The 25,516-nt window shown below is 66.3% G+C and carries 24 protein-coding genes, 2 tRNA genes and 2 pseudogenes; 12 read left to right on the forward strand and 16 right to left on the reverse strand.

Features of this window, described 5'->3' with window-relative positions; translation table 11 throughout:
* Positions 1 to 76 precede the first annotated feature (76 nt).
* Positions 77 to 385, reverse strand: a pseudogene (locus CQY20_RS24740) (helix-turn-helix domain-containing protein); the annotation flags it as partial.
* Positions 386 to 489: 104 nt separating this feature from the next.
* Complete coding sequence (locus CQY20_RS24745) at positions 490 to 735, reverse strand: hypothetical protein (RefSeq protein ID WP_097942720.1); 246 nt, start codon at positions 733 to 735, stop codon at positions 490 to 492.
* A 146-nt stretch (positions 736 to 881) separates the two neighbouring features.
* On the opposite strand from CQY20_RS24745, the gene CQY20_RS24750 reads away from it, so the two are divergent.
* The 4 genes from CQY20_RS24750 to CQY20_RS24765 all read left to right on the forward strand — a co-directional run bounded on the left by CQY20_RS24750 (position 882) and on the right by CQY20_RS24765 (position 2,932).
* A tRNA-Asn gene (locus CQY20_RS24750) sits at positions 882 to 954 on the forward strand.
* Positions 955 to 1,078: 124 nt separating this feature from the next.
* Positions 1,079 to 1,870, forward strand: coding sequence for a GAF and ANTAR domain-containing protein (locus CQY20_RS24755; RefSeq protein ID WP_133119126.1), 792 nt, complete (start codon positions 1,079 to 1,081; stop codon positions 1,868 to 1,870).
* A gap of 140 nt (positions 1,871 to 2,010) precedes the next feature.
* Complete coding sequence (locus CQY20_RS24760) at positions 2,011 to 2,400, forward strand: nuclear transport factor 2 family protein (RefSeq protein ID WP_097942752.1); 390 nt, start codon at positions 2,011 to 2,013, stop codon at positions 2,398 to 2,400.
* A 49-nt stretch (positions 2,401 to 2,449) separates the two neighbouring features.
* A complete protein-coding gene (locus tag CQY20_RS24765) occupies positions 2,450 to 2,932 on the forward strand; it encodes an LppP/LprE family lipoprotein (protein ID WP_097942753.1) in 483 nt (160 codons plus the stop codon).
* Here CQY20_RS24765 and CQY20_RS24770 read toward each other — a convergent pair whose 3' ends face one another.
* Positions 2,933 to 3,583, reverse strand: coding sequence for an oxidoreductase (locus CQY20_RS24770; RefSeq protein WP_234816393.1), 651 nt, complete (start codon positions 3,581 to 3,583; stop codon positions 2,933 to 2,935).
* A gap of 154 nt (positions 3,584 to 3,737) precedes the next feature.
* Positions 3,738 to 5,708 (reverse strand): acyl-CoA dehydrogenase family protein, encoded by a 1,971-nt coding sequence (locus tag CQY20_RS24775; RefSeq protein WP_097942722.1) that lies wholly within the window; start codon positions 5,706 to 5,708, stop codon positions 3,738 to 3,740.
* A gap of 104 nt (positions 5,709 to 5,812) precedes the next feature.
* On the opposite strand from CQY20_RS24775, the gene CQY20_RS24780 reads away from it, so the two are divergent.
* On the forward strand, positions 5,813 to 6,544 hold the full coding sequence (locus CQY20_RS24780; RefSeq protein WP_097942723.1) for a VIT1/CCC1 transporter family protein: 732 nt from the start codon (positions 5,813 to 5,815) through the stop codon (positions 6,542 to 6,544).
* 3 nt (positions 6,545 to 6,547) lie between these two features.
* Here the strand turns inward: CQY20_RS24780 and CQY20_RS24785 are convergent, their stop codons facing one another.
* Together CQY20_RS24785 and CQY20_RS24790 are read right to left on the reverse strand one after the other, a co-directional pair.
* Positions 6,548 to 7,756: an MFS transporter gene (locus CQY20_RS24785; RefSeq protein ID WP_097942724.1), complete on the reverse strand. Its 1,209-nt coding sequence runs from the start codon at positions 7,754 to 7,756 to the stop codon at positions 6,548 to 6,550.
* A gap of 32 nt (positions 7,757 to 7,788) precedes the next feature.
* Complete coding sequence (locus tag CQY20_RS24790) at positions 7,789 to 8,238, reverse strand: MarR family winged helix-turn-helix transcriptional regulator (RefSeq protein ID WP_097942725.1); 450 nt, start codon at positions 8,236 to 8,238, stop codon at positions 7,789 to 7,791.
* 107 nt (positions 8,239 to 8,345) lie between these two features.
* Between CQY20_RS24790 and CQY20_RS24795 the strand changes: the two genes are divergently transcribed.
* Together CQY20_RS24795 and CQY20_RS24800 are read left to right on the forward strand one after the other, a co-directional pair.
* On the forward strand, positions 8,346 to 10,412 hold the full coding sequence (locus CQY20_RS24795) for an ATP-binding cassette domain-containing protein (protein WP_097942726.1): 2,067 nt from the start codon (positions 8,346 to 8,348) through the stop codon (positions 10,410 to 10,412).
* The gene (locus CQY20_RS24800; RefSeq protein ID WP_097942727.1) at positions 10,409 to 11,242 is read left to right on the forward strand and encodes a CbiQ family ECF transporter T component; all 834 of its coding nucleotides are present in this window, start codon (positions 10,409 to 10,411) and stop codon (positions 11,240 to 11,242) included. The genes CQY20_RS24795 and CQY20_RS24800 overlap by 4 nt, the downstream gene beginning before the upstream one ends.
* A 1-nt stretch (position 11,243) precedes the next feature.
* On the opposite strand, the gene CQY20_RS24805 is transcribed toward CQY20_RS24800, so the two are convergent.
* From CQY20_RS24805 to CQY20_RS24815, 3 genes are read right to left on the reverse strand one after another with little or no spacing between them, the layout of a single operon-like run.
* Complete coding sequence (locus CQY20_RS24805) at positions 11,244 to 12,611, reverse strand: ABC transporter substrate-binding protein (RefSeq protein ID WP_234816394.1); 1,368 nt, start codon at positions 12,609 to 12,611, stop codon at positions 11,244 to 11,246.
* A complete protein-coding gene (locus CQY20_RS24810) occupies positions 12,608 to 13,435 on the reverse strand; it encodes a carbohydrate ABC transporter permease (RefSeq protein ID WP_097942728.1) in 828 nt (275 codons plus the stop codon). The genes CQY20_RS24805 and CQY20_RS24810 overlap by 4 nt, the downstream gene beginning before the upstream one ends.
* On the reverse strand, positions 13,422 to 14,303 hold the full coding sequence (locus tag CQY20_RS24815) for a carbohydrate ABC transporter permease (protein ID WP_097942729.1): 882 nt from the start codon (positions 14,301 to 14,303) through the stop codon (positions 13,422 to 13,424). Before CQY20_RS24815 ends, CQY20_RS24810 begins: the two co-directional genes overlap by 14 nt.
* A 37-nt stretch (positions 14,304 to 14,340) precedes the next feature.
* Between CQY20_RS24815 and CQY20_RS24820 the strand changes: the two genes are divergently transcribed.
* From CQY20_RS24820 to CQY20_RS24830, 3 genes are read left to right on the forward strand one after another with little or no spacing between them, the layout of a single operon-like run.
* Complete coding sequence (locus tag CQY20_RS24820; protein ID WP_097942730.1) at positions 14,341 to 15,858, forward strand: TldD/PmbA family protein; 1,518 nt, start codon at positions 14,341 to 14,343, stop codon at positions 15,856 to 15,858.
* Between the two features lie 2 nt (positions 15,859 to 15,860).
* Entirely contained in the window at positions 15,861 to 17,234 is a 1,374-nt protein-coding gene (locus tag CQY20_RS24825) for a TldD/PmbA family protein (RefSeq protein ID WP_097942731.1), read from the forward strand.
* Between the two features lie 7 nt (positions 17,235 to 17,241).
* A complete protein-coding gene (locus tag CQY20_RS24830) occupies positions 17,242 to 18,027 on the forward strand; it encodes a carboxymuconolactone decarboxylase family protein (RefSeq protein ID WP_097942732.1) in 786 nt (261 codons plus the stop codon).
* Here the strand turns inward: CQY20_RS24830 and CQY20_RS24835 are convergent.
* Positions 18,024 to 19,928 carry a potassium transporter Kup gene (locus tag CQY20_RS24835; protein ID WP_097942733.1) on the reverse strand — a complete coding sequence of 635 codons (1,905 nt, stop codon included), beginning with the start codon at positions 19,926 to 19,928 and terminating at the stop codon, positions 18,024 to 18,026. The genes CQY20_RS24830 and CQY20_RS24835 overlap by 4 nt on opposite strands.
* Before the next feature lie 124 nt (positions 19,929 to 20,052).
* Between CQY20_RS24835 and CQY20_RS24840 the strand changes: the two genes are divergently transcribed.
* Positions 20,053 to 20,129: transfer RNA gene (locus CQY20_RS24840), tRNA-Ile, on the forward strand.
* 178 nt (positions 20,130 to 20,307) lie between these two features.
* On the forward strand, positions 20,308 to 20,856 hold the full coding sequence (locus tag CQY20_RS36125; protein ID WP_337425601.1) for a hypothetical protein: 549 nt from the start codon (positions 20,308 to 20,310) through the stop codon (positions 20,854 to 20,856).
* 156 nt (positions 20,857 to 21,012) lie between these two features.
* Here the strand turns inward: CQY20_RS36125 and CQY20_RS36130 are convergent.
* The 6 genes and pseudogenes from CQY20_RS36130 to CQY20_RS24870 all read right to left on the reverse strand — a co-directional run.
* Positions 21,013 to 21,837, reverse strand: a pseudogene (locus CQY20_RS36130) (recombinase family protein); the annotation flags it as partial.
* Complete coding sequence (locus CQY20_RS24850) at positions 21,834 to 22,280, reverse strand: helix-turn-helix domain-containing protein (RefSeq protein WP_097942734.1); 447 nt, start codon at positions 22,278 to 22,280, stop codon at positions 21,834 to 21,836. The gene CQY20_RS24850 and the pseudogene CQY20_RS36130, both read right to left, overlap by 4 nt.
* 154 nt (positions 22,281 to 22,434) lie before the next feature.
* A complete protein-coding gene (locus CQY20_RS24855) occupies positions 22,435 to 23,160 on the reverse strand; it encodes an antirestriction protein ArdA (RefSeq protein ID WP_234816395.1) in 726 nt (241 codons plus the stop codon).
* Positions 23,161 to 23,176: 16 nt separating this feature from the next.
* Positions 23,177 to 23,500 carry a hypothetical protein gene (locus CQY20_RS24860; RefSeq protein ID WP_097942736.1) on the reverse strand — a complete coding sequence of 108 codons (324 nt, stop codon included), beginning with the start codon at positions 23,498 to 23,500 and terminating at the stop codon, positions 23,177 to 23,179.
* A gap of 86 nt (positions 23,501 to 23,586) precedes the next feature.
* Entirely contained in the window at positions 23,587 to 24,624 is a 1,038-nt protein-coding gene (locus CQY20_RS24865; protein WP_097942737.1) for a DNA-methyltransferase, read from the reverse strand.
* The gene (locus tag CQY20_RS24870) at positions 24,621 to 25,433 is read right to left on the reverse strand and encodes a replication-relaxation family protein (RefSeq protein WP_234816396.1); all 813 of its coding nucleotides are present in this window, start codon (positions 25,431 to 25,433) and stop codon (positions 24,621 to 24,623) included. Before CQY20_RS24870 ends, CQY20_RS24865 begins: the two co-directional genes overlap by 4 nt.
* Positions 25,434 to 25,516: the final 83 nt, after the last annotated feature.

Below are 25,516 nucleotides of genomic sequence, written 5' to 3' on the forward strand. Positions count from 1 at the left end.
ATAACTGGCAATCCAGGTGGTCCCATCACCCTGGCAAAAATCAGGTCACACTGGTCCCATCCTCATGGCAGGCGACAGACACCGTTCGCGGGCACATCCCGAGCTTGGCGGCGATCTCGTCAGGGCCGCAGCGGTGGCGTTTGCGCCAGGCCACGATCTGGTTCTCCACGCTGGGCCGAACACGGCTCGGACTGGTATGCGGCCGCGAGGACCGGTCGTGAAGACCGTCTTCACCCTCGGTCTCAAAACGGCTGATCCAGGTGTGGACGCATTTACGCGAGACCCCCATCGCTTTCGCGATGTGGGCTTTGGGCCAACCAGCCTGATACCGGTGCACCATCAGCAGGCGGCCGTGAAACGTCGTACGGGCATTACGGTGGGACACGAGAACCTCCGGACGGTGGTGGACCTAGACAAGCCACACCCCACCCGGAGGTTCTCCTCACATCAAGCCAACACGCCTGCTACCAACGTCCTGTCCCAGTACAACTAGCGCTTATCCGCAGGCTGCGGCCTCAGCACGTCCGTTTCCGCGTCGATCGGCGTCAACGTCACCATCTGCGGGTCCGGTGACACGCGGTTGGCGATTTTGCGGCGACCTGCCGTGATCACGGCCTTGGCCGCCGGGCTTTCCGTCAGCGCCCGATAGGTGCCTGCGATCTGCTCATATCGACGCCGGCCCGCCTTTGTGCCCAACACATAGCCGACGGCCAGTACGACGACATACCGCAACACAGGGCTCCTCCCGAAGACGGCGTGTTTGTCTCCATCCTGCCTCACCGGCGACCGGTGCGTGCCGGGTGGGAACTCATTGGCGAGTCCCGCCGCCGGTAGGCTAGAGTCTCCACTTGGCCGCGGCGAGCGTCCGCGAATGCAGACAGTCCCCTGTAGCTCAATTGGCAGAGCATTCGGCTGTTAACCGAAGGGTTGCTGGTTCGAGTCCAGCCGGGGGAGCAGCGACACTCTTCGTGAAACCCCACTCGTTTGTCACCCGGCATCCCGGGTACGTTGGCTGTACGCGGTGGGCACTTGGGTTGGTTGCATCCGCCCGCCGCCAGGTGGTGAGGGGCGCAACTGAGTGTTGAGAAGACAGCGCCCTCCTCTCGTCGCCGCTTCTTTGGCCATAAGATCACGATCGATGGGCGTGATGAGCAACCGGCAGCTGGCAGAAGTCCTCGGCGACCTCGCGATCGAGATGCAGGCTCGCACCGATGTCGACGAGATTCTGCGCAGCATCCTGGGTGCCTCCGTCTACATCGTCGCCGGCGCCAGATGGGCAGGGATATCCCGCGTCGAGCACGGCCGCGTCGAATCCGCGGTGACCACCGATCCGGTGGCCGCCGAACTCGACCGCCTGCAGTCTGACTTGGGCGACGGGCCCGCCCTGAGCACGCTTCGCGAACGCGAAACCGTCTTCGTCAAAGACCTGGCCGAGGAAACCCGCTGGCCGCAGTACGTCAAGACGGCCCTCGGCCTCGGCGTCCGTTGCCTGCTGTCGTTCCGTCTGTTCACGACCAAGCAAAGCTACGGCGCGCTCAACCTCTACGGCGCCTCGGCAGGCGCGTTCGATGACGACTCACAGGCGATCGGGGAGATCCTCGCCCAGCACGCCGCGGTGGCGATGGCCGGCGCGGCCGCCGAGGAACAGTTCCACACGGCGCTGGCCAGTCGCGACATCATCGGTCAGGCCAAAGGCATTCTGATGCAGCGCGATCGGCTGACCGGTCTGCAGGCCTTCGCCGCGCTGACCCGCGCATCGCAAGAGACCAATATAAATTGGTCAACGTCGCGCGCTGGCTCGTCACCGAACATGAATCCAATCTCGACGGCGAAAATTCGAATTCGTAGAAGCCTGAACCGATTTCGGTGAATCGCGCCAAAACGCGTCAGCACCGGTTCGACAATGTATGCGGCGGCGAACGGTCTGACTGGCCCGCCGAGCCACGCGACTCCCCAGACCGGCCACTCCCTCTCGCCGTCGAATTGTCCAACGCACGAACGGAGCCGCCCATGTCTGAGCAGGAAAACAAGGAACTTATCGAGAGGGGTTACGCGGCCTTCTCCGCGGGCGACATCCAAACGGTGATGGATCAATTCGACGACGACATCGAATGGGTGCAACCGGGCCAGAGCGCCATCAGCGGCACCTTCCACGGCAAGACGGAAGTCATGGAGTTCATGGAGCGGTTGGCGCAGAAGGCACCGACCGTCACGCTCAAGAGGCTCATCGCCGAGGGTGACACCGTCGTGGCGATCACCGACGTGACCGTTGACGGTCAAACCGGAGAGGATGCCGACGTTTTCACCGTCCGCGACGGCAAGACCGTCCGCGCCGAGATCCACGCGGACACCGCGCTGTTGGAGCGGGTGTACGGCAAGAAGGAACTCGCCGCCGGGTGATCGATGCTGCGGCACGGGCCCGGTGGGCGCAGTCCGTAAGCTCGGCGGCATGCGACTGATTCGCTTGATCGCCGTCCCGATGGCTCTCGGTATGTTCGCCATCGGCTGCGGCTGGAGTCCGCCGGGCCCGGAGCCGACCAGCACACAGGCCTGCGGGCCGTCGGATGCGCCCAGCCCCGACACCGTCGCCCAGGCGATCGCGATCCTGCCCTCTGGTCCGCACTGGCAGGAGACCGCGCGCGGCCACACCCCGGACTGCCGGCTGAACTGGGTGGTGGTCAAGGCCGGTGACGGGTCGGACAGCCCGATGCAGGTGCTGTTCTTTGACCGCAACAACGCGCTCGGCCCGGCCACGCCGGAGCCGCGGCCCTACATCAACGTCATCTCGTCGGGCAACGAGACCGCCAACGTGCAGTACCAGTGGCGGCAGGGTCAGGACCCCGCCTGCTGCCCGACGGGGATCGCCACCGTGCGGTTCCAGATCGACGACGACGGCAAGCTCAAGGCGCTCGACCCGATCCCCAATCCGTAGTCACACCCCGCGAACGCTGCCGCCGTCGATGACGTACTCGGCGCCGGTGATGTAGGCCGCGCGGTCGGAGACCAGGAACGCGACGAGCTCACCGACATCGGCAGGCCTGCCGGGCGCGCCGAGCGGGATACCGCCGATCGACGCCGTAATCTCGGCCCGCGCCTCGTCGATCGAGATGTCGTTCATCTCGCCGATCTCCACCGCCATCCGGTAAGCCGATTCGGTTTCGATGGAGCCGGGACACACCGCGTTGACCCGAATTCCCGTCGGCGCCAATTCATTCGACAACGCCTTGCTGTAGTTGGCGAGCGCCGCCTTGGCCGCGGCGTACGGGATGGTTGTCGGAAGCGGGGCGCGCCGCTGAATCGACGTGATGTGCACGATGGCGCCGGAACCACGCTCGACCATGCCCGGGATGAGCGCCCGGTCGAGTCGGACCGCGGCAAGCAGATTCGTGTTCAGCGCGAACTGCCAGTCCTCCTCGGTCAGCGCCGCCGCTCCACCGTCATGCCGGCCGGAGCCGCCGACGTTGTGCACGACGATGTCGACCACACCGAGCCGTTCGAGCGCCGCATCGGCCAGCGCGGCGATGCCGTCGGCCGTGCTGACATCCGAGACAACGACGTGGTCGGCGGGGACGTCGTCTGGCACGGTGCGGCCGTGACCAGCACGCGTGCCCCGCCGGCGCGCAGGCGATCGGCAACGCCTTTTCCGATGCCCCGCGTTCCGCCGGTGATCAGCGCGGTGCGGCCAGAGAACTCATCAAGATCACTCACCCGGCGAGTCTGCCACCCGCCACCGACAACTACTTCGGCTCGATCGTGCCCGCGCTGATGGCGTCCTTTTCGGTCTGCTCGTCGGCGTCGGGGATGTTTTCCGGGTGCAGCATCTCGGCGTAGCGCAGTTGCTCCGGGATGCCAAACCCGTCGACGAGGACTTCGGCGTAGGGGCGCAGGTTGCGGCAGCGTTCGTTGACGCCGCGGGTGACGGCCTTGGCGCGCTCGGTGGACAGGAAGCGGTGTTCCATGAACCACGCCCGGTCCTCATCGATCACCGACAGCGCGTACAGGTCGCACACCATGTTGAGGATCTTGCGGGCCTCCTCGTCCTCGCAAGCGTCGATGCCGGCCACGAACGCCTCCAGGATGATCCGGTCGATGTGCGCCTGCGCGGCGTGCAGCACGTGGTCCTGCACCGCGTTGAACGCGTCGAACTCGCTCATCTCCTTGGACTTGCCCTGCAGCCGGCGGGCCACGGTCGAGATCATGTATTCCTCGCGGTCCTCGAACATCTTCATCTGGGTACCGCGGTTGAACAGGCTGCCCTCTTCCTCGTTGTCCTGCCGCGTGTCGAGGATCGTTTGGATGATCGTCTCGGCCGCAGTGCGTTTCAGTACGCGCTCGCCGGCGAAATTGGCCGCGAACCGCACCCACTCCACCGGGCTCATGCTCTTGATGTCGTCGGCGTAGGCGGTCAGCAGCTCCTTGGCCACCAACTGCGTCAGGACGTGGTTGTCGCCCTCGAAGGTGGTGAACACGTCGGTGTCGGCCTTCAGCGCGATCAACCGGTTCTCGGCCATGTAACCCGCGCCGCCGCAGGCCTCGCGGGCCTCCTGAATCGCGCGGGTGGCATGCCAGGTGTTGGCGGCCTTCAGCCCGGCCGCACGCGCCTCCAACTCGCGCTGTTCCTCGGGATCGGGCTCCTCGGCCGACTGCAGGTCATGGCATTTGGCCACCAGCTCGTTCTGCGCGAACTGCAGCGCATACGACTTGGCGATCAGCGGCAGCAGCCGACGCTGGTGCACCAGGTAGTCCATGATCAGCACTTCGCCGTCGTTGGGGTCATGGAACTGCTTGCGCTGCAACGCATATCGGGTCGCGATGTCCAGCGCCACCCGCGCCGCGGCCGCCGCGCTGCCGCCGACGGTGACGCGGCCGCGCACCAGGGTGCCGAGCATGGTGAAGAAGCGCCTGCTCGGGTTTTCGATCGGCGACGAGTATGTGCCGTCCGGTGCGACGTCGGCGTACTTGTTGAGCAGGTTCTCCCGCGGGATGCGGACGTGGTCGAACTGGATACGGCCGTTGTCGACGCCGGGCAGGCCACCCTTGTAGTGACAGTCGGAGGTGGTGACGCCGGGCAGGTCGTTACCCTCGTCGTTGCGGATCGGCACGATGAAGCAGTGCACCCCGTGGCCGACGCCGTCGGGAGTGATCAGCTGCGCGAAAACCGCTGCAACCCGGGCTGTTTCGGCTGCGCCGCCGATGTAGTCCTTGCGTGCCGTGCGGGTGGGGGAGTCGATGACGAACTCCTGCGTCTGCGGGTCGTACGTCGCGGTGGTCTCCAGCGACTGCACGTCGCTGCCGTGACCGGTCTCGGTCATCGCGAAGCAGCCGACGATGTCGAGGTCGATGATCTTCTTGACGTACTTCTGGTGATGGCGTTCGGTGCCCAGGTTCTCGATGGCGCCGCCGAACAGCCCCCACTGCACGCCCGCCTTGACCATCAGCGACAGGTCCGACATCGCGAGCATCTCGATCTGCGTGATCGCGGCGCCGACGTCGCCGTTGCCACCGTGCTCCTTTTTGAAGCCGTCCTCGGCCGCGCCTTGAGCGGCCATGATCTTCATCTGCTCCGCCACCTTCGTGCGGGCGATGACGGTGTTGGGCGTGTAGTGCGGTTTAAAGACCGGCTTGGAGAGTTCCTCCCGCATCCGGTTCTTCACATCGCGCCAACGGCCGTCCAACGTATTGCGTAGATGCTCCGCAGTGGTGGTCATACCCCTGACGGTAACCCGGTTTTGGCGCGCGGAAACTGTGACTTGGCAAACGAAGGCAAACCTGGCTAGACCAGCCGAAACGGCAAGAGGTTGAATCGGTGGCAATGGCCAAGCAGGATGACGCACCGCTGTCGCCGACCGGGATGCCGCACGTGCGCGGGCACCGGCACTCCGACGTGTCCGGCGGCTGGCTGCGCGCCGCCACGTTCGGCGCGATGGACGGCCTCGTCAGCAACACCGCACTGATCGCCGGGGTGGCCGCCGCGGCGAGCGCCCACACCGTCGTCATCAGCGGCGTCGCGGGCCTGCTGGCCGGCGCGTTCTCGATGGCGTTGGGCGAGTACACGTCAGTCAAGACCGCCAACGAGCAGATCGACGCCGAGGTCATGGTGGAGCGGCGCGCATTCGAGCTGAATCCCAAGGCCGAGCGGGCCGAACTGATCGCGATGCTGGTCAAGCTCGGGATGAGCGTGAAAACCGCCGCGCAGGCCACCGACGAGATTCACCGCGACCACCACCGAGCCATCAACTTCCACCTCGTTCAGGAGCTGGGTGTCGACCCGACCGAGAAGCCGTCGCCGTGGACCGCCGCCATCTCCTCGTTCGTCATGTTCGCCATCGGCGCCCTCGTGCCGCTGATCCCGTATCTGCTCGGGCTCGAGTCGCTGTGGGCCGGACTGGCATGCGGCGGCATCGGCTTGGCGATCGCCGGCGCCGTCGCGTCGCGCTTCACCAGCCAGCCCGCGTGGTGGGCGTCGTTGCGGCAGGTGACGTTTGGCGGAATCGCCATCGCCGCCACCTATCTGGTCGGCACCCTCGTCGACTCGTTCCTGTAGCGGTCAGTCGGTACCGACGGTGATGGACTCGGCCTGCTCGGTGAGTTCGTCGAGCTCGGTCTCCTCGACATCGACCCCGGTCAGATAGCGGCGCGTGGCGGTCAGCACGCCCGCGCCCAACAGCACCGCGCCCGCACCAACCCAGTACGGCAGGTGCACGTTGACCTGTTCACCGAGCACGCCCGCAAGCCACGGCGCGACGGCCGCGCCGCCGAACCGCAGGAAGCTGTAGGCCGCCGAGGCCACTCCGCGTTCCACCGGCGCGGCCTTCATCACGGTCTCGGTGATCAACGTGTTGTTGATGCCGATGAACAAACCGGCGACCACCACGCAAGCGGCCAGCACCAGCTTGTGCTCGGTGCCCAGCGCCATCACGACCAGGGTCGCGGTCATCGCCAGCAGGTTGACGATCAACACGTTGACGGTGCCGAACCGGTGCTGCAGCCGCGGCGCCACCACCACCGACGTGAAAGCCAGTGCGACGCCCCAGCCGAAGAAGATCAGCCCGATCTGGTGGGCGGTCATGTCGAGCGGGAAGGGCGTGAACGCCAGCAGGGTGAAGAACCCGAAGTTGTACAGCAGGGCCGTGATTCCCACACCCAGCAGACCGCGGTGTCGCAACGCGCGGAAGGGATCGGCAAGTGTGGTGGCGCGTTCGGCTCGCGGTGTCGGCGGCAGCAGGAATGCGGTGACCACAAGCGCGACCGCCATCAAGCCCGAGACGCCGAAGAACGGACCGCGCCACGAGATCGATCCGAGCACCCCGCCGACCAGCGGGCCGACCGCGATGCCGAGTCCGAGCGCGGCCTCGTACAGGATGATCGCCTGGGCCACCGATCCCCGCGCCGAGCTGACGATGGTGGCGAGCGCGGTCGCGATGAACAGCGCGTTGCCCAGCCCCCACAGCGCGCGCCAGCCGACGATGCCCATCACGCTGTCGGACAGGCCTGCCAGGCCGGCGCCGGCGATGATCACCAGCAGCCCGATCAGCAGCGTCCGCTTGGGGCCGATGCGGCTGGACACCACGCCGGTGATGAGCATGGCCACGCCCATCACCGCCATGTAGCTGGTGAACAACAACGAGACTTGCGACGGGGAGGCGTCGAGGTTGTCGGCGATCGGCTTGAGAATGGGGTCGACGAGACCGATCCCCATGAACGCGACAACGGAGGCGAACGCGACGGCCCAGACGGCCTTGGGTTGGCGCCACATACGGTGCGGCTGCTCCTAACTCACTATTAGTGCTATTTGGCGGTTGTTTTGGGGGCTGCCGCCTCGCTGGCGTCTTGCAGGATCGTGCGCATCACGCGGACCGCGTCTTCGAGCGTCTTACGGTCGGCGTCGCTGAGCCGTTCCAGGTAGGGCTCGATGGCCAGCCCGCGGTCGATGCGGACCTGCCGCAGCATGTCGACACCCTTGGGGGTGATGCGGATGAGTACAGCCCGTGCATCGTCGGGATCGACGGTGCGTGACACGAGCCCTGCGTCCTCCAACCGGCGCACCTGCATGGTCATCGTCGGTTGCGAGCAGTGATCCAGTGCGGCCAGATCCGAGATCCGCGCAGCGCCTTGATCTTCGATCGTGCTCAGCAGGCGGCCCTGCGCGAACGGCAACGGGATCCGGGCCCGCTGTGAGGCCAGCCGGTTGAGTCGGGCCACCACGGCGAGCAGGTCTGCACCAAGGGTCCGTGTCACCCTCCCATGGTTACATAGCTTTGCTATGCGAATCAAATTCATGGAGACGTGGGGACGCTCACAGCGCCCTTGCAGGACAGCCGCGTCGCGACTGGCAGAATCGTGAAATGACCCTGACCCGCCATCCGAGTAAAACTCGGCGAGCGGGTTCGCTGCACCCCGTTGAACTTGCCCAGGCGTCGGTGATGGCGGCCATGTGCGCGGCCATCGCCATCGTCGCAGTGGTCGTGCCGTTCGCGGCCGGGGTATCCCTGCTCGGCAACGTGCCGATGGGCCTGCTGGCTTACCGGTTCCGATTCCGGGTGCTGGTCACGGCCACCGTCGCAGGCGCGACGATCGCGTTTCTCATCGCTGGCATGGGCGGCTTCATGACGGTGATCAACTGCGCCTATATCGGCTGGCTGATCGGCATCATCAAGCGCCGCGGACGCGGCTGGCCGACCGTCGTGGTCGCCGGTATGGCGGCCGGCGCGCTATTCGGCGCCGCGGTCGTGCTGGCGCTGATGATCTTGGTGCGGCTGCGCAATCTGATCTTCGAGTCGCTGACGGCCAACGTCGACGGTGCCGCCGCCGTCCTCGCGCGGATTCCGGACTGGTGGTGGCTGCCGAACATGGAGCAGGCCGCCGAGCGGCTCAAGAGCGGGTTTGCTACCGCGCTGCACTACTGGCCGCTGCTGTTCGGCGGGTTCGGGGTGCTGTCCGTCACGGTCGTCACGCTGATCGGCTGGTGGGCGTTGTCGCAGGTGATCAAGCGCCTGCTCGTGGTGCCCGACCTGCACAAGCTCGACGCCGCCGCCGAAGAAGGGGCGGTGGCGCCGGTGCCGGTGCGGCTGACCGACGTCCGCTTCCGCTACCCCAAGAGCGACCAGGACGCGCTCGGCCCCGTGACGATGAACATCGAACCGGGTGAACACGTCGCGATCACCGGCCCCAACGGGTCGGGCAAGACGACGCTGATGCTGGTGCTGGCCGGACGGGAACCCACCGCGGGCACCGTCGAGCGCCCCGGCGCGGCAGGGCTCGGCAAGCCCGGCGGCACCGCGGTGATCCTGCAGCACCCGGAAAGTCAGGTGCTCGGCACCCGCGTGGCCGACGACGTGGTGTGGGGTCTGCCGCCGGGGATGACGACCGATGTCGACCGGCTGCTCAGCGAGGTGGGCCTCGACGGGCTCGCCGAACGTGACACCGGCGGGCTGTCCGGCGGGGAACTGCAGCGGCTGGCGGTCGCCGCGGCGCTGGCGCGTGAGCCGTCGCTGCTGATTGCCGACGAGGTGACCAGCATGGTCGACCAGGACGGCCGCGACGGCCTGCTGTCGGTGTTGTCCGGCCTCACGCAGCATCACCGCATGGCGCTGGTGCACATCACGCACTACAACAACGAGGCTGACTCGGCCGACCGGGCGATCAACCTGACCGGGGGCGGCGGCGACTCCGACAACGCCGAGATGGTGGAGACGACGGCCCCGCCGGCGGTGACGGCGGCTGTCAAGCCCTCCAGCGGCACCCCGGTGCTCGAACTGATCGACGTCAACCACGAGTACGGCAGCGGAACTCCTTGGGCCACAACGGCGTTACGCAACATCAACTTCGCGGTGCACGAGGGCGACGGGTTGCTCATCCACGGCCTCAACGGTTCGGGCAAGTCCACATTGGCCTGGATCATGGCCGGGCTGACCGAGCCGACCAGCGGTCGGTGCCTGCTCGACGGTAAGCCGGCGTCGGATCAGGTTGGCGCGGTGGCCATTTCGTTTCAGGCGGCCCGGTTACAGCTGATGCGCAGCCGCGTCGACCTCGATGTCGCCTCCGCGGCCGGGTTCTCGCCGCGTGACCGCGGCCGGGTGATCGAGGCGCTGGCCACTGTCGGCCTCGACGCGTCGTTGGCCACCCGGCGCATCGACCAACTCAGCGGCGGGCAGATGCGCCGCGTGGTGCTGGCCGGGCTGCTGGCGCGCTCGCCGCGGGCGCTCATCCTCGACGAGCCGCTGGCCGGTCTCGACGGCGCCAGCGCCCGCGGATTGCTGCGCCTCTTGGAGGATCTGCGCCGCAACGCCGGGTTGACGGTGGTCGTCATCTCGCATGACTTCTCCGGCCTGGAAGACCTGTGCCCGCGCACCCTGCGCCTGCAGAACGGTGTGATCGCAACGGCGCCGACGACGGCAGGAGGCGTGTCATGACCGCCCCGACCCGGCGTCAGCAGCGCAGGCCGGTCGTGCTGCTGCGCCCGGTGCCCGGCCGCACCCCGATCCACGACCTGTGGGCGGGCACGAAACTGCTTGTGGTGGCGGGCATCGGCGTGCTGATGACCTTCTATCCGGGGTGGGTGGTGATCGGTGCGGTGGCCGCGCTCATCCTGGTGGCGGCTCGGATGGCTCACATTCCGCGCGGCGCACTGCCGTCGATACCCCGCTGGCTGTGGTTCCTGTTGATCCTGGGCGGTGTGACGGCCGCGTTCGCAGGCGGTGATCCCTACCTTCACCTCTTCGGCTGGGATGCGGGCTTGGGCGGCCTGTTGAAGTTCCTCCGTGTCACCGCGCTGTCGATCGTGCTGCTGGGCCTCGGCGGCATGGTGTCGTGGACGACGAACGTCGCCGAAATCGCGCCCGCTGTCGCGAAATTGGGCCGACCGCTGCGAGCGCTGCGGATACCGGTCGACGACTGGGCGGTGGCGCTGGCGCTCGCGCTGCGCGCCTTCCCGATGCTGATCGACGAGTTCCGCATCCTCTACGCCGCGCGCAGCCTGCGTCCCAAGCCGGTGCTGACCCGGCGCCGCGACCGCAGGCGCCGGTGGGCACTGGAGATCGTCGATCTGATCGCGGCCGCCATGATCGTGGCGCTGCGACGCGCCGACGAGATGGGCGACGCGATCACCGCGCGCGGCGGCGCCGGGCAGATCTCGGCCGCGCCGTCAGGGCCGAAACGGCGGGACTGGATCGCGCTTGCGATCGTTGTGGCGGTGTGCGGCGCTGCGCTGGCCCTGGAACTGACGGTGCTGGGGACGAGTTGAGCTAGCGTGCGGCCGCGGCGTTCGCGGCGGCCTGCGCCTGCGCCAACGTGGTGGCCACGTCGGCACGCCCGAGGAACATCTCGTCGAAATACGGCTGCAGAGCCTGGAATCCCGCGGGGAAGCCCGCGCCGCCGGGCGCGGGGATGCGCGGTCCGTCGAGCACAGTGAAGAACGGTCTGACGTCGACGCCGCGACGCGCCCAATAGTCGAAGTAGACGCGCTGCGCCGCCAGCACGGCGGGCACGGCCGCGCCGCGGGCCCCGAGATACTGGTTGCCGCGTGCGCTGCCCATCCAGGCCAGTACCTCACGCACCGCGTCGGGATGTTTGGTCGCCGAATTGCCGGCCGCGGCAATGCCGTTGGTGACGCTGACCCGGCCGACCGGCCCGATCGGCATCGGCGCGACACCCCACCGGAAACGGCTCTGCTCGGCGATCGCGGCAAGGTTATAAGTGCCGGACTGAAACAGCGCCATCCGGCCCTGCAGGAACTGGTTGCGGGAGAAGTCGCCGTTGCCGTTGGTGTCCGACGCCGGCGGGGCGACATGATCCTCGTTGATCAACTTCACCAGATAGGTGAACGCCGCTTCGGCGCCCGGGTTGTCGAATGCGAAGCGGTCCCCGTCGGAGAACCTGCCGCCCGCCGAGCCGATGTAGTTGAGATAGATGGCTTGCAGGTCGTTGGCGGCGTTGTACCCCCACTGCCGCACCCGGCCCGCATCGAAGCCGGGTTCGTCGGCGCGGCGTCCGTCGGCGTCGACGGTCAACCGGGCCAGCAGCGGACGCAGCGTGTCGACGTCGCCGGGCGACCAGCGCAACCTGTTCAATCGGCTGGGGTCGATGCCCGCCGCCTTGAGCAGATCGGCGTTGTAGTAGACCGCGATACCCGCATCGGTCAACTGCGGCACCCCCCACAGCACCCCGTTACGCGTGAACTGCTCGACCACCGACGGCTCCCAGCCCGCAGCGGCCTTGGGCCCCAGCAGTTTTCCGATGTCCATCAGCCGGCCGCTGTCGGCGTAGCCGGCTAAGTAGGCGTTGGACAGCCAGAAGATGTCGTCGGCGCTGCCGCCTGCGGCGTCGGTGCGCAGGGTGTCGAAGTAGTTGGCGTACGCCACCACGTTGACCCGCACCTCGATGTCCGGGTGCAGCTTGCTGAACTCGGCCAACGATTCGCGGTAGGCCGCGGCGACCTGGTCGTCCCACAGCCGCACGGTGACGACGGTGCGGCCGGCGGGTTCGGCGGAGCGGCTCAGCAGAACCGCCGCTAGCAGCAGCACCGCCATCGTCAACGCCACACCGGCGGCCACCATCGTCGAGAACTTGGGTCTGATGTCGCCGCCGAAACGGCTCCGGGGCCGCAGCGTCATTTCAGCCCCGTCACGACGATCGAGCGCACGATGTGCCTGCCGAGCGCGACGAACACCACGATGAGCGGAACGATGGCCACCGTCGTCGCCGCCATCACCAACGTCCACTGCGCGTCGTAGCGCGACTGCAGGCCCGCGGTCGCCACGGTCAGCACCTGCCACTTGTCGCCGCTGGTGATCACCAACGGCCACATGAAGCTGTTCCATTGGCTGACAACGGTGATGAGCGCCAACGTGACCAGGATCGGCTTGCTGGCCGGCACCACCACGTGTACCAGCACATCGAGGGTGTTGGCACCGTCGATGCGGGCGGCCTTGATCAGGTCGGCGGGAATCGCGCGAAAGTACTCCCGCAGCAGGAAGATCGCATACGGCGAGCCGAACATGAACGGCAACACCAACGCCCAGAACGTGTTCCGCAGACCGGCCTGCGCCATCATCAGATACAGCGGCACCACCGTCACCGTTGCGGGCACCATCAGCGTCGCCAGATACACCCAGAACAGGGCGTCGCGGCCGGGGAACTCCAGCCGCGCGAACGCGTAGGCGGCCAACACCGAGAACGTCATCTGGCTCACCAGGATGACCGCGGTCATCAGCGCGGTGACGATGATCGCGCGGCCGAACCCGGCGTCGGCCAATCCGGTGTAGTTGGCCAGCGTCGGCGGCCGCGGCCACGACAGCGGCGCCTCGGTGTTGAACTGCTCGGCCGAGGTGAACGACGTCATCAGCCCAAGTGCGAAGGGCGCCACCATGATAAGCGCGCCGACGGCCAGCACGGCGTAGATCGCCGGCGCCGACACGAGTCGGCTAAACGACGTCATAGGTGATCCGCCGGCGGAAGTAGAGATGCTGGACGATGGTCACGCCGACCAGCAGCACGAACAGCACCGCGGCCATCACCGCGGCCCGCCCGACCGCCGCGGCGCCGAACGCCTCGGCGTAGATGCGGTGGGCGATCAGGTCGGTGCGGCCCTGAGGCCCACCTCCGGTGAGCGCGTAGACGGTGTCGAACACCTGCGCCGCGCTGATCACCCCGGTGACCAGGACGAAGAACAGCGTCGGCCGCAGCATCGGCAACGTGATGCGGCGGAACCGCTGCCACGCGTTGGCGCCGTCGGTGCGCGCGGCGTTCTGGATGTCGCGCGGGATGGCCAGAATGCCGGCCAGGAAGAACAGCGTGACGTAGCCGACATTGGTCCAGATCGTCACCGCCGACACCACCGGCAGCGCGAGGTCGGGGTCGGTCAGCCATTCGATGCGGTGCCCCAGCAGCGTGCTGACCGCGCCGTCGGTCGGGGCCAGGATCCAGCGCCAGAGCACCGCGATCGCCAGCGGTGCGCAGATCCACGGCAGCACGTACAGCGTGCGGAAGAAGCCGCTGCCGGGCAGCCCCCGCGCCAGCAGCGCCGCGGCGAACAGGCCGAGCACCGACTGCACGGGCACCACGATCGCGATGAACAGCGCGGTCACCACCAGCGACCGGCCGAACGACGGATCGGTCAGCACCGACGCCCAATTGCCCAGTCCGACATAGCGAATGGGCCCGAGCAGATCCCAGCGGTGCACGCTCAGCCAGGCGACGACCAACATCGGCAACAGCAAGAACGTGACCACACCGAACAGGCTGGGCGCGAGCAGCGCGTACCCCACGGTCGTGGAACGCACCCGATTGCCTGCCACCCGAGCCATTAAAGCGGGTGCGCCGCGGCGCAACTACGGTGTACCCGTGAGCGCCCATCGCCAAGTCGACCCCGACTTCCACGAGTTGCCGCGCCATCAGCTTGCCGACGCGGCGTTGTCGGCGGCCACGGCGGCCGGGGCCAGCTACGCCGACCTGCGGATCCACCGCATCCTCGACGATGTGGTGGCGTTGCGCGACGGTGAACTGGAGACCGCCATCGTCAACCGCGACGTCGGGCTGGCGGTGCGGGTGATCGTCGATGGCACGTGGGGCTTCGCGTCGAACGCCGAGTTGCACCCTGACGTCGCCGCCGACACCGCCCGACGAGCCGTGCAGGTGGCGCGCGCCCTGGCGCCGCTGAACGCCGAGAAGATCGAACTGGCGGCCGAGCCGGTGTACGCCGACGTCACCTGGGTGTCCGACTACCGCGTCGACCCGTTCACGATCCCCGCCGGCGACAAGATCGGCCTGCTCGCCGAATACTCCGGGCGGCTGCTCGCCGCCGACGGTGTCGACCACGTCTCCGCCACCGCGCACGCGGTCAAGGAGCAGACGTTCTACGCCGACACGTTCGGCTCGTCGATCACTCAGCAGCGCGTCCGGGTGCAGCCGGGGCTCGACGCGGTCGCCGTGGACGCGGCGGCGGGATCATTCGAGACCATGTCCACGCTGGCGCCGCCGACCGCGCGGGGCTGGGAGGCCGTCGACGGCGACGACGTGTGGGACTGGTCGACCGAGCTCGCCGAGCTGCCGGCGCTGCTGGCGGAGAAGGTCAAGGCACCGAGTGTGACGCCCGGGCCCACCGACCTGGTGATCGATCCGTCCAACCTGTGGCTCACCATCCACGAATCCATCGGGCACGCCACGGAATACGACCGCGCGATCGGCTACGAGGCGGCCTACGCGGGGACGTCGTTCGCGACGCCGGACAAGCTGGGCACGATGCGGTACGGCTCGCCGGTGATGAACGTGACCGCCGACCGCACCGAGCAGTTCGGGTTGGCCAGCGTCGGCTGGGACGACGAAGGCGTGCAGGCGCAGCGATGGGATCTGGTGCGCGACGGCATCTTTGTCGGCTATCAGCTCGACCGGGTGTTCGCCAAGCGGCTGGGGCTGTCACGGTCCAACGGTTGCTCGTATGCCGACTCTCCGCACCACGTGCCGATCCAGCGGATGGCCAACGTGTCGCTGCAGCCGGGCCCCGAGGACATCTCCACCGACGATCTCATCGCCCGCGTCGAGGACGGCATCTACATCGTCGGCGACAATAGTTGGTCAATCGACATGCAGCGGTACAACTTTCAATTCACCGGGCAGCGGTTCTTCCGGATCCGCAACGGCACGCTGGACGGCCAACTGCGCGATGTCGCCTACCAATCCACCACCACCGACTTCTGGGGCGCGATGGAAGCCGTCGGCGGCCCGTCGACGTGGCGGCTGGGTGGTGCATTCAATTGCGGCAAAGCGCAACCCGGGCAGATCGCACCGGTCAGCCACGGATGCCCGTCGGCGCTGTTCCGCGGCATCAACGTGCTCAACACCCGTGCCGAAGGAGGACGCTAGCCGTGATCGCTGCACAGCAGGTGGTCGAGCGGGCGTTGGCGGAGGCGGCGCGGCTGGGCAAGGCCGACGAAACGATCGTGATGGTCAACGACTCCAGTGACGCGGCGCTGCGGTGGGCGAACAATTCGATGACCACCAACGGTGTTTCGGTGCGGCGGGATACCACCGTGATCTCGGTGGTGCGCCGAGGGGACCGCGCCCACATGGCGTCGTTGACGTCCAGCGAGGTCGATCCGTCGGTCATTCCCGCGCTGGTAGCCGCCTCGCAGGAGGCCGCGCTGGCGGCGCCGGAAGCGCGTGACGCGGCACCGCCGCTGCCGGCATCGGATGCGCCGGCCGACTGGGACGCGCCGATACCCGCCACCGATGTCGAGGTTTTCGGCGGCGTCGCCGACGCTCTGACCCGCGGCTTCCGTGGCTCCGACATGTTGTACGGGTATGCCCGGCACATCCTCGAGACGACCTTCCTCGCAACATCGGGTGGGCTTCGACGGCGGTACACCCAGCCGACCGGCTCGGTCGAGATCAACGCCAAGCGCGGCGGCGGCAGCGCGTGGGCGGGCACCAATACGCCCGATTTCGTCGACGTGCCAATCGATTCCATGCTCGAAGAGCTGTCGACGCGACTGGAATGGGCTGCGCGCTCGATCGAACTCCCCGCGGGACGTTACGAGACGATCCTGCCGCCGTCGGCGGTCGCCGATTTGATGATCTACCTGTCGTGGTCCATGGACGGCCGCGGTGCCCAAGAGGGACGCACCGCCTTCTCCGCGCCGGGCGGCGGAACGAGGGTGGGGGAGAAGCTGACCGACCTGCCGCTGACGGTGTACTCCGACCCGAACGCCCCCGGTCTGGAGTGCACGCCGTTCGTGCGCGCGGCGTACTCCGACGAAACCGTGTCGGTGTTCGACAACGGCATGGACATCGGCCGCGTCGACTGGATCCGCGATGGCACCATCAACGCGCTGCGCTATCCACGCGCGGCAGCGGCCGAATTCGGTGTGCCCGTTGCGGTTGCGGCCGACAACCTGCTGATGACCGGCGGCACCGACAGCCTTGCCGACATGATCGCCGGCACCGAACGCGGGCTGCTGCTCACCACGCTGTGGTACATCCGCACCGTCGATCCCACGGTGCTGCTGCTGACGGGTTTGACCCGCGACGGCGTGTACCTCATTGAGGACGGGGAGGTGCGCGGCGCAGTCAACAACTTCCGGTTCAACGAAAGCCCGCTGGACCTGCTGCGCCGAGTCACCCAGGCCGGGATCAGCGAGATGACGCTGCCGCGGGAATGGGGCGATTCGGCCACCAGGGCGGCGATGCCGTCGTTGCGGATTCCCGACTTTCACATGTCGTCGGTCAGTCAGGCGCAATAATGCGACGGTGCAGGATCTGCTGAACGGGCAGTTGGCCCGGTTGGTGGCGTTGTCGCCCTCACCGTATGTGCGGGTTTCTGCGCTGGTACGGCAGGCGTGTGCGACGACGCTGTCGCTGCCGCCGCTGCCAGCCGAAGCCCGCGTCGACGACCCGGCCGACGCGACGGAGTCGGTGCTGGTGGAATTCGCCGAGCAGTTCAGCGCGGACGTATCAGCGATCTCCGACGACCTGCGGGGGCGGTTCTTGTCAGCGCTGGGCGACGCGGCGGTGCCGGCGGTGATGCTGACGTACTTCGCCGATTTCCTGCCTCGCGTGCGGGCGGGTTTGGCCGCGCTGGGTTCACCGGAGCCGTGGAGCGATGCCATCGAGTGGGATCACGACAGCGACCCGAGCGACGTGCTGTTCAACAGCTTCCTGCCGGCTGTGCACGAGTTGCGGACGCTGGATCCGGTGACGACGGAAGTCGTGCGATTGCGGGGCGCGGCGCAGCACAACTGCCGGATGTGCAAGGCGCGGCGGGAGAGCGACGCGCTGGAAGCCGGCGGAACTGAAGCGCTCTACGAACAGATCGCGTGGTACGAGATCTCAAATGCGTTGACCGAGAGACACAAAGCGGCGCTGCGCTACGTGGACGCCTTGATTTGGACGCCAGCGGCGATTGCGCCGGATGTGGCGGCTGGGGTGCGCGAGCATTTCAGCGAAGCCGAGGCGTTCGAGCTGACTGTCGATGTGATGCACAACGCCGCCAACAAGATTGCCGTTTCGCTGGCCGCCGACGCGGTGCCGAGTTAGACCTCAATGCGTGAGCCCATGATCACCGTGCGGTGGCGGGGCAGGCCGAAGCGTTCGGCGGCGTCGGCCGTGATGTGGGAGGTGGCGATGAAGAGGCGTTTGCGCCATTGCGCCATCGTCTTCTTGCGGCCGCGGACCATCTCGAGTTTGGACAGGAAGTAGGACGCCTCGTCGACGACGATCTTGCCCTCGGTCTGCTTGGTGCTCAGGCCGCGGAGCACGTCGAGAACATGGGTCTTTTCCATGTAGCCGAAATTGACTGTGACAAAGACGATTCCGTCGCGTTTGTAGCCGAGCGCGTCGACCTGCACGCGTTCGGATTCCGGCACGCGCGGCATGGGCAGGGTTTCGACCGACACGATCAGCACGTGCTTGTGCAACACGTGGGTGTGCTCGACGCAGGTGCGCATGGCCAGGGGAACGGTGTCCCTGCCGCGGTTGAGGAACACCGCGGTGGCGGGGACACGGATCAACGGCGGCTCGCGTGTGCGGAGTTCGGTGATGAAGTCTTGGAGGGGCCCTTCGGCTTCTTGTCGTGCGGCGGTGATGATCTCGCGTCCGCGATACCAGGTGAGCATCACGGTGAACGCCGAGACGCCGATCAGCAGCGGCAGCCACGCGCCGTGGACGAATTTGGTCAGGTTGGCCGCGACGAACAGCAGATCGACCACCAGCAGCAGGCCGCCGCCGGTCAGCACCGCCCACAGCGGCCAGGCCCAGCGGGTGCGGGCGTAGTAGAAGAACAACAGCGTGGTGATCGTGATGGTGCCGGTGACCGCCATGCCGTAGGCGTAGGCCAGGCTTTGTGAGCTGCGGAAGGCCAGCACCAGGGCGACGACGCCGACCAGGAGCACGCCGTTGATCCATGGCACGTAGACCTGACCTTCGCGCTCCGCAGAGGTGTGGATGACGTGCAGACGAGGCAGGTAGCCGAGGCGGGCGGCTTGCGCGGCGACCGAGAAGGCGCCGGTGATGACGGCTTGCGACGCGATTACCGTTGCGGCGGTGGCTAATAGCACCATCGGCCACAGCGCCCAGCCGGGGATCAGGAGGAAGAACGGCGCGGACATGGCGCGCGGGTCGGCGATCAGCAGCGCACCCTGGCCGAGGTAGTTGAGGGCAAGCGCGGGCAGCACGATGAACAGCCAGCCGCGCACGATCGCCGTGCGGCCGAAGTGGCCCATGTCGGCGTAGAGGGCTTCGGCGCCGGTGACGGCGAGCACGACGGCGGTCAGGGCGAAGAACGCGATCTCGAAGTGGCCGATGGCGAAGCCCAGTGCGTAGGTGGGCGACAGCGCGGCGAGGATCTCGGGGTGGCCGATGATGCCGCGGATGCCGCAGGCGGCGATCGCGAGGAACCACGCGACCATGACCGGGCCGAACGCGCGGCCGACCTTGGCGGTGCCGCGGCGCTGGACGTAGAACAGCGCGACGATCACGGCCACGGTGATCGGCACGATCCCGTTCTTGAACCCCGGATCGACGACCTCGATGCCTTCGATGGCGGACAGCACGGAGATCGCGGGGGTGATCACACTGTCGCCGAAGAACAGTGAGGCGCCGAAGACGCCGAGGCCGGCCAGCAGCAGGGCCTTGCGGTGGTGGGTCTCGGCGCCCCAGCGGCGCAGCAGCGAGATCAACGCCATGATGCCGCCCTCGCCGTCGTTGTCGGCGCGCATCACCAGCGTCACGTAGGTCAGCGTGACGATCAGCATGATCGACCAGAAGATCAACGACACCACGCCGTAGACGTTCTGGTGCTCGAGCGGGACCGGGTGCGGGTCGCGCGGGTTGAACACCGTCGCCACGGTGTAGATCGGGCTGGTGCCGATGTCGCCGAACACCACGCCGAGCGCCACCAGGACGACCGCCGGCTTCGCAGTGTTTGTGTGCAACGGCATGGTCCCTCGGCTGGCAGCGATGCGGCAGATTGATGGTAAATCCCCACTTGGCGGCCGGTCGGCAACGAAACAATTCGGCCGGGCGTTAACCTAGGTGCCCGTACAGCGCGCGTCGTTGCACCCGGGGGCGGTAGCTCAGTCGGTTAGAGCCGCGGACTCATAATCCGTTGGTCGCGGGTTCGAGCCCCGCCCGCCCCACCAGACCGGCCTTACTCGAACCGCTGGCCAAAAAAATGCCAGCGAGTCCGGGTGGGGCCGTTTTGCTGTTCTTGGTTGACCCGGAAGAGACGGCGTCTTTAGTTCGGGCGTTCGCCGTGCCGACGGCTGCCTTCACCCTGCTCGCTTCGGCAATCTCGACAAATGGCGGCTTGAGTTCGTCATGGACGACCTCGCAGTCGTCGATGTAGAGCTTCTCGAAGAACGTGTCGTTCAGGTTCCCGCGTACTTGGCTGTTCCCGTTCAGGTAGAGCTGATGGATGTCGGCGACGAGCCGGAGAGCATCACGCAACACTCCTGCACCGAGCGAGAGCTGATCGGCTGTGGTCGTGAGGCCAGCTTCCACACGGGCGCGGGCGATCTTGATCTCGTTGAGCTTGGCGCGAATCTTTACTGTTGGCAGTGTGCCATCAGCGGCGAGGTCGATGAGTCGGGCTTCTTTGTCGTTAAGCTCGTTCGGTCGACGGCGGAGCGCGGCGTGCGCTTCCCGCTCGCTGCCTTGCGCATCGGCGAGCGCGTCATCCAGCTTCTCCTGACATTGGGTGACGAACTCTTCGCCGGGTTGAAGAGTGATGTAGTGGTCAATGACCGCTTGCTCGACTCGTGCGACGGCGATGTGTGGCAGGTCGCAGATTCCATCTTGTCGTGCTCGGCAGAGGAAGTACCCGTAACGCTTGCTACGCCCCTTGGCTTCTGTGTAGATGAGCCGTGATGTTCGGCCGTGGTCGTAGCATCGTTGGCAGAACAGCATTCCCTTGAGGTAGTGCTGAAGGATGCGGTCGCGGTTGCCGCGTCCGCTGCGGGCCTGCTGAACTTCTTGAACGCGTTCGAAGAGATCCTGCCCGATGATCGGCTCGTGTCGTCCGGGATAGACGTCGCCCTTAAAAACGACAAAGCCGGCGTAGTAGGGGTCGCCGAGCATTCGGTGCATTTGGGTGTCGGACAATGGTCTGCCAGCGGGCCACCGGATGGTTGGCTTACTGGTCAGGCCGAGGTCGGCCATGGTCGCGGTCAGCCGTTCGATCGAGTAATCGCCCGTGGCATACAGCTCCCACGCTTTAAGAACGAGCGGAGCGCGAATAGGGTCAAGGCTGACGGTGTTGATTAGTCGCCCTTCAATTGCGGTCCTGGTGTTGAGGTAGCCGATCGGGGCTCTTCCCGTTGTGCCTCCGTTGATTGCCTTGTGCTGCAGTTTGATTCGGATGTCTTCACCGCTGAGCTTGTTCTGGACGTCGTTGAAGATGTCGGTGACGGCCTCCATCATGTCGGCATAGACGCCATCACCGAAGTCTTCGCGGGCGGACACTAGCTTGACGTTCAGCTTGTCGAGGAGCCGTTTGGTGATGGCGGCGTCGATGTAGTTGCGGAAGGCACGTGAGCGGGCGTAAACGATGACGTAGCGCACGTCCGAGTTCTCACGCAGAAACGCCAGCATGTCTTGGAAGGCTTGGCGTTTCTCGATCGTGGCAGCCGAGACGCCCGGTTCGACGAACTCGTGGACGACAGCGGCGCCCAAGTTGTTCGCCTTGCGGGTGCTGACTTCTCGTTGCGTTGCAATCGAATTCCCGTCTGGATCGATGTCGACGGCGGTGTCCATTTGCTTCTTGCTCGAGACCCGTAAGTAAAGAACGGCCTTAGCGCCCGGTTCGGCAGAAGAACCTGCGCGGGTCGGTATTGCGATGTCACGGCTCATGCGGGGCGCTCCTTTGTTGAATCACGGTCGTGCGTGTGGTGGTTGGCGCACCACGGACAGTTTTCGGGGATGGCATAGCTGTGACGATCGCCGGTGCTGTGGCTGTAGGCGTGCAGGATCTCGCTGACGTGGTGTTCGATGTGCCGAATAACCGGATCGGGCAAGTGCGTGTACTTGGTGTGCAGGTAGGTGCCGAGGGGTGGCAAGTCGTCGGCGGTCAGCCAGCCGACGATGGTGAACAGGTGCATGGAATTGATGCCGAGGACCTCGCCGATCGCGATCAGGCTTTCGGCTCGCGGCGTGGGAATCATGCCCTGCTCGATTCTCCAGACAGTGCCAGGATCGACATCGGCGCGGCGCGCGACTTCATTTATGCTCAGTCGCAATTCGCTGCGCTTTTCCTTGAGCAGATTTATCAGTTTTACGGTTTGTTCCGGTGTCATGAGAATTGGGCCCCCTTGTACCAATAATTGTACAATGGGGTATTGAACGAATTCAATATAAATCGACAATTCCACAACAAAAAATTGCCCTAATTCAATAGTCAATATTGCATTTTTGAGATAGCTGTGAGCCAGCAGCTTGGCAGCGCGTTTCTTAATGGTTCGTGCGGAATATCCACAGGCCGCCGTTCGGGTCGTCGACCGTGGCGATGTCGCCAGACAGGTGCAGGTCGCGGGCGATCGCCGCATAGTCGATGCGCACGTAGTCGCGCAGATGCTCGGGCAGCGTGTCCAGCTGCTGTTCGTAGCCGAGGTCGTCGGCCATCTGCTCAACGTAGTCAGTGACGGAGTCGTAGTGGCCCAGGTAGGCCTCGTGGAAGCTGTCGATATCGCAACTGGCTTCTTCGCCGTCGAACACGTCGGCCCACGCTGCGTACGCGTAGCCGTGTTCAGCGATGCCTCTGGCAATGCGGGATACCTGTTCGAGGGAGTCGTATTCGTTGACGCGCCAGCGGCCGAACTGTTCGTAATCATGGATCGCCCACTCTTCAGCATTCGGTTCGCGTGAGCTGTCCAGGATGTCGTTGATGTCGGCTTGAATGGCTTCGGGCTCGCGAGCGGCGTCAATCCACTTGCCGTGCAGGACGCCGTTGTTGTAGTCGGCGAGGCTGGCGACGTAGATGGCCGGTGACGGTTTTGGGTCCGTCTCGCGATGCTCCGCAGCCTTTGGCTGAGGCTCGGATTCTGTTGGTTCGTGGTGTGTTTCATTCATTCTCACCTCCTTTCTGTGCTTGGTGGGTTGAAGGGGCCGGTCGGGAAGCAGCGAGCGTGAATGCTCGATCTGCCTCCCGCCGGCCCCCGGTTGCGCCGTGAGGCTCACGGACGGGTTATGTCCCTTACGCCGATGGAGTGTCGCCTCCCTTCGTGCTCCGGCGTGGCCGGGTGGCGGTCGGTTCGCCGCCGTCGGCGAACAGGGTGGCGATGGCTTGCTGTCGGGCCTGGGCTTCACGCTCGATTTCGGCGCGGGCCTCAGCCGCCTTGCTGGCCAAGTCCGGATCGTCTTTCGCGCGAGCGATGTGCTCGGCGATGGCGATCTGGATCTCATCGGTGATGGTGCCGTCACGCAGCTGGGCGATGAAGCTCAACTGCGCGTGGACATCCGGCTTGAGTTTGATGCCAAGGGTTTTGACGCCTCGGGACAACTCGTCGGGCGTGGACATAGCGACCTCCTCGGTGCGCTGCGGCCGGTAACTACGGGATGTGGTTACGGGTACGGCCGCATGACACCGACGAGGCAGCCGCGGGCTCATGCGGCTGCCCGTTCGGGTGTTGTGGTGGACGGGTCGGGGCGGGATGCAGCGATGCGGTCTATCGCGGTGGCGGCGAACTGGGGGTTGAGTTCGACGCCGAGCCAGTCCCGGCCGAGCTTTTCGGCGGCGACTGCGGTGGTACCGCTGCCCATGAACGGGTCGAGCACGATGCCCGGCTCACGCGCGCTGCGGCATTTGCATTGCGGTGTGAGCATGCCGCGCAGAGCCGCTCGACCGAGGGCGCGGATGACGCTCCGCCGCCACGGCAGTCGACAACGGGCGCAGCGGGTTTCCGGGCAGCCGGCAGCGATCATCCGTTCGGCGAGCGCCAGCGGATAGACGGCATGGTGGCCAGAGCGGTAGCCGCCGGGCGCGATCGTCCAGACGTCACCGGGGTTCTTGCCGAGAGGGTGCCCGACGCGCCCATTGGCTTTGAGCGCCGCCAGACCGGTGACAGTGTCACTATTGGGCCCGCGCCAGGTTTCCTTTGGGACCACCTTCGGACGACTGCGCTTATCGGTCGTGCGGGCGGATAGGTGCGGGACACGGATGGCGTCCAAATCGAAGTAGTACTTCTGCTGCCGCGCCAGGACGTAGATGACTTCATAGGTGGTGTTGAGTCGGTCGGGGATGCTGGTGGGCATCGGGTTCGGTTTGGCCCAGACGATCTTGTTGCGGATGATCCAGCCGTCCTGTTGCAATCGGAGGGCCAGTCGTTCGGGTGCCATCAGCAGGCTCTTGCGCTCGGCACCCTCGTTCGCGTGGGCGGCGTAGGTATCGCCGAGGTTCAGCCAGAAGGTGCCGGTGGGCACCAGCACACGGGCGACCTGCTCGCTGATTGCCGCCAGCTGCTCGACCCATTGATCGACATGGGTTTCGAGGCCAAGCTGTCCCTCGGCTGCGTAGTCGCGCAACCGGAAGTACGGCGGACTTGTGATGACGCAATCGACCGAGGCTTCCGGCAGCCGCCTCAGGCGATCGAGGGCATCCCCGACGAGCATGCGGTTGCGTGGCAGCGGTGAGCGCGCACTCATCGGGCACCTCCGGCCTGGATGAGCGGCAGCACACCCTCTGGGGCGACTATGCGGAACAGCGCGGTTGTTAGGCGTGGATCGGCGGCGATGGCAGCGGTGAGCGCATCACGGCGGCGCTCAGCCGTTGCTGGATCCTTGTGCGTGAGCGACCAGACCACGATCGGGAACGCGCCGTGGCGCTCCTGTTCGAGGCCAGTTTGGCGGTAGGCCTCGTACTCGCGGCACTTCGTGAGCAGCGTTGGGATGTGCTCGGTGCCGAGATCGATCTCAATGAACCAGGCGTGCACCATGTCGCCCTCCGTGGCGGTCTCGGCGTACAGGTCGGGCTTGAGCGTGCGTCGGGCGGCGCCGATGCCGGTGTAGCTGCGCCAGGTGGCCGGTTCGACGGTGCTGTCAGTGAGGTCGATGAGTCCATTACGGTCGGCGTCGATAAGGGTGATGTGGGCGTCGGCGACGGCGAGGCGGTGAGCGACGAAGCGGGCACTGGGTTCGTAGGTGCGGCGAGCCTGGCGGCCCGAGCGGTTGCGCAGTATCCGATCGCCCGCCGCGTCGACGTAGTGAATCAGTCCGTCAGATCCCGCGTGGGCGCCACCGACGCGCTGCGTGAGGGCTCCCAGCACACGGAGAGCGCGCAGCCGCGCGAGCACTCGTTTTGCCTTGCGATGAGCCGATGTTGGTGCCAGGTCGGCAAAGTGAAGCGTGCGAATCTGCCGGACGGTCAGGAACCGATGGTCATAGGTGGAGCGCAGGATGGCGCGGTCACGGTCGGTCAGTTGACCGGCAATGGTGTCAATGCCAGTGGCGGACATGCGTCGGTCTGATGGCCGTCTAGCGGGCGTTGTGGTGCCCCGTGGGGCACCACTATTCCCCGACCCTGGCGGCCGATTTTCGT

Origin of the sequence: Mycolicibacterium agri, assembly GCF_002553505.1 — a bacterium.
Taxonomy (GTDB): domain Bacteria; phylum Actinomycetota; class Actinomycetes; order Mycobacteriales; family Mycobacteriaceae; genus Mycobacterium; species Mycobacterium agri.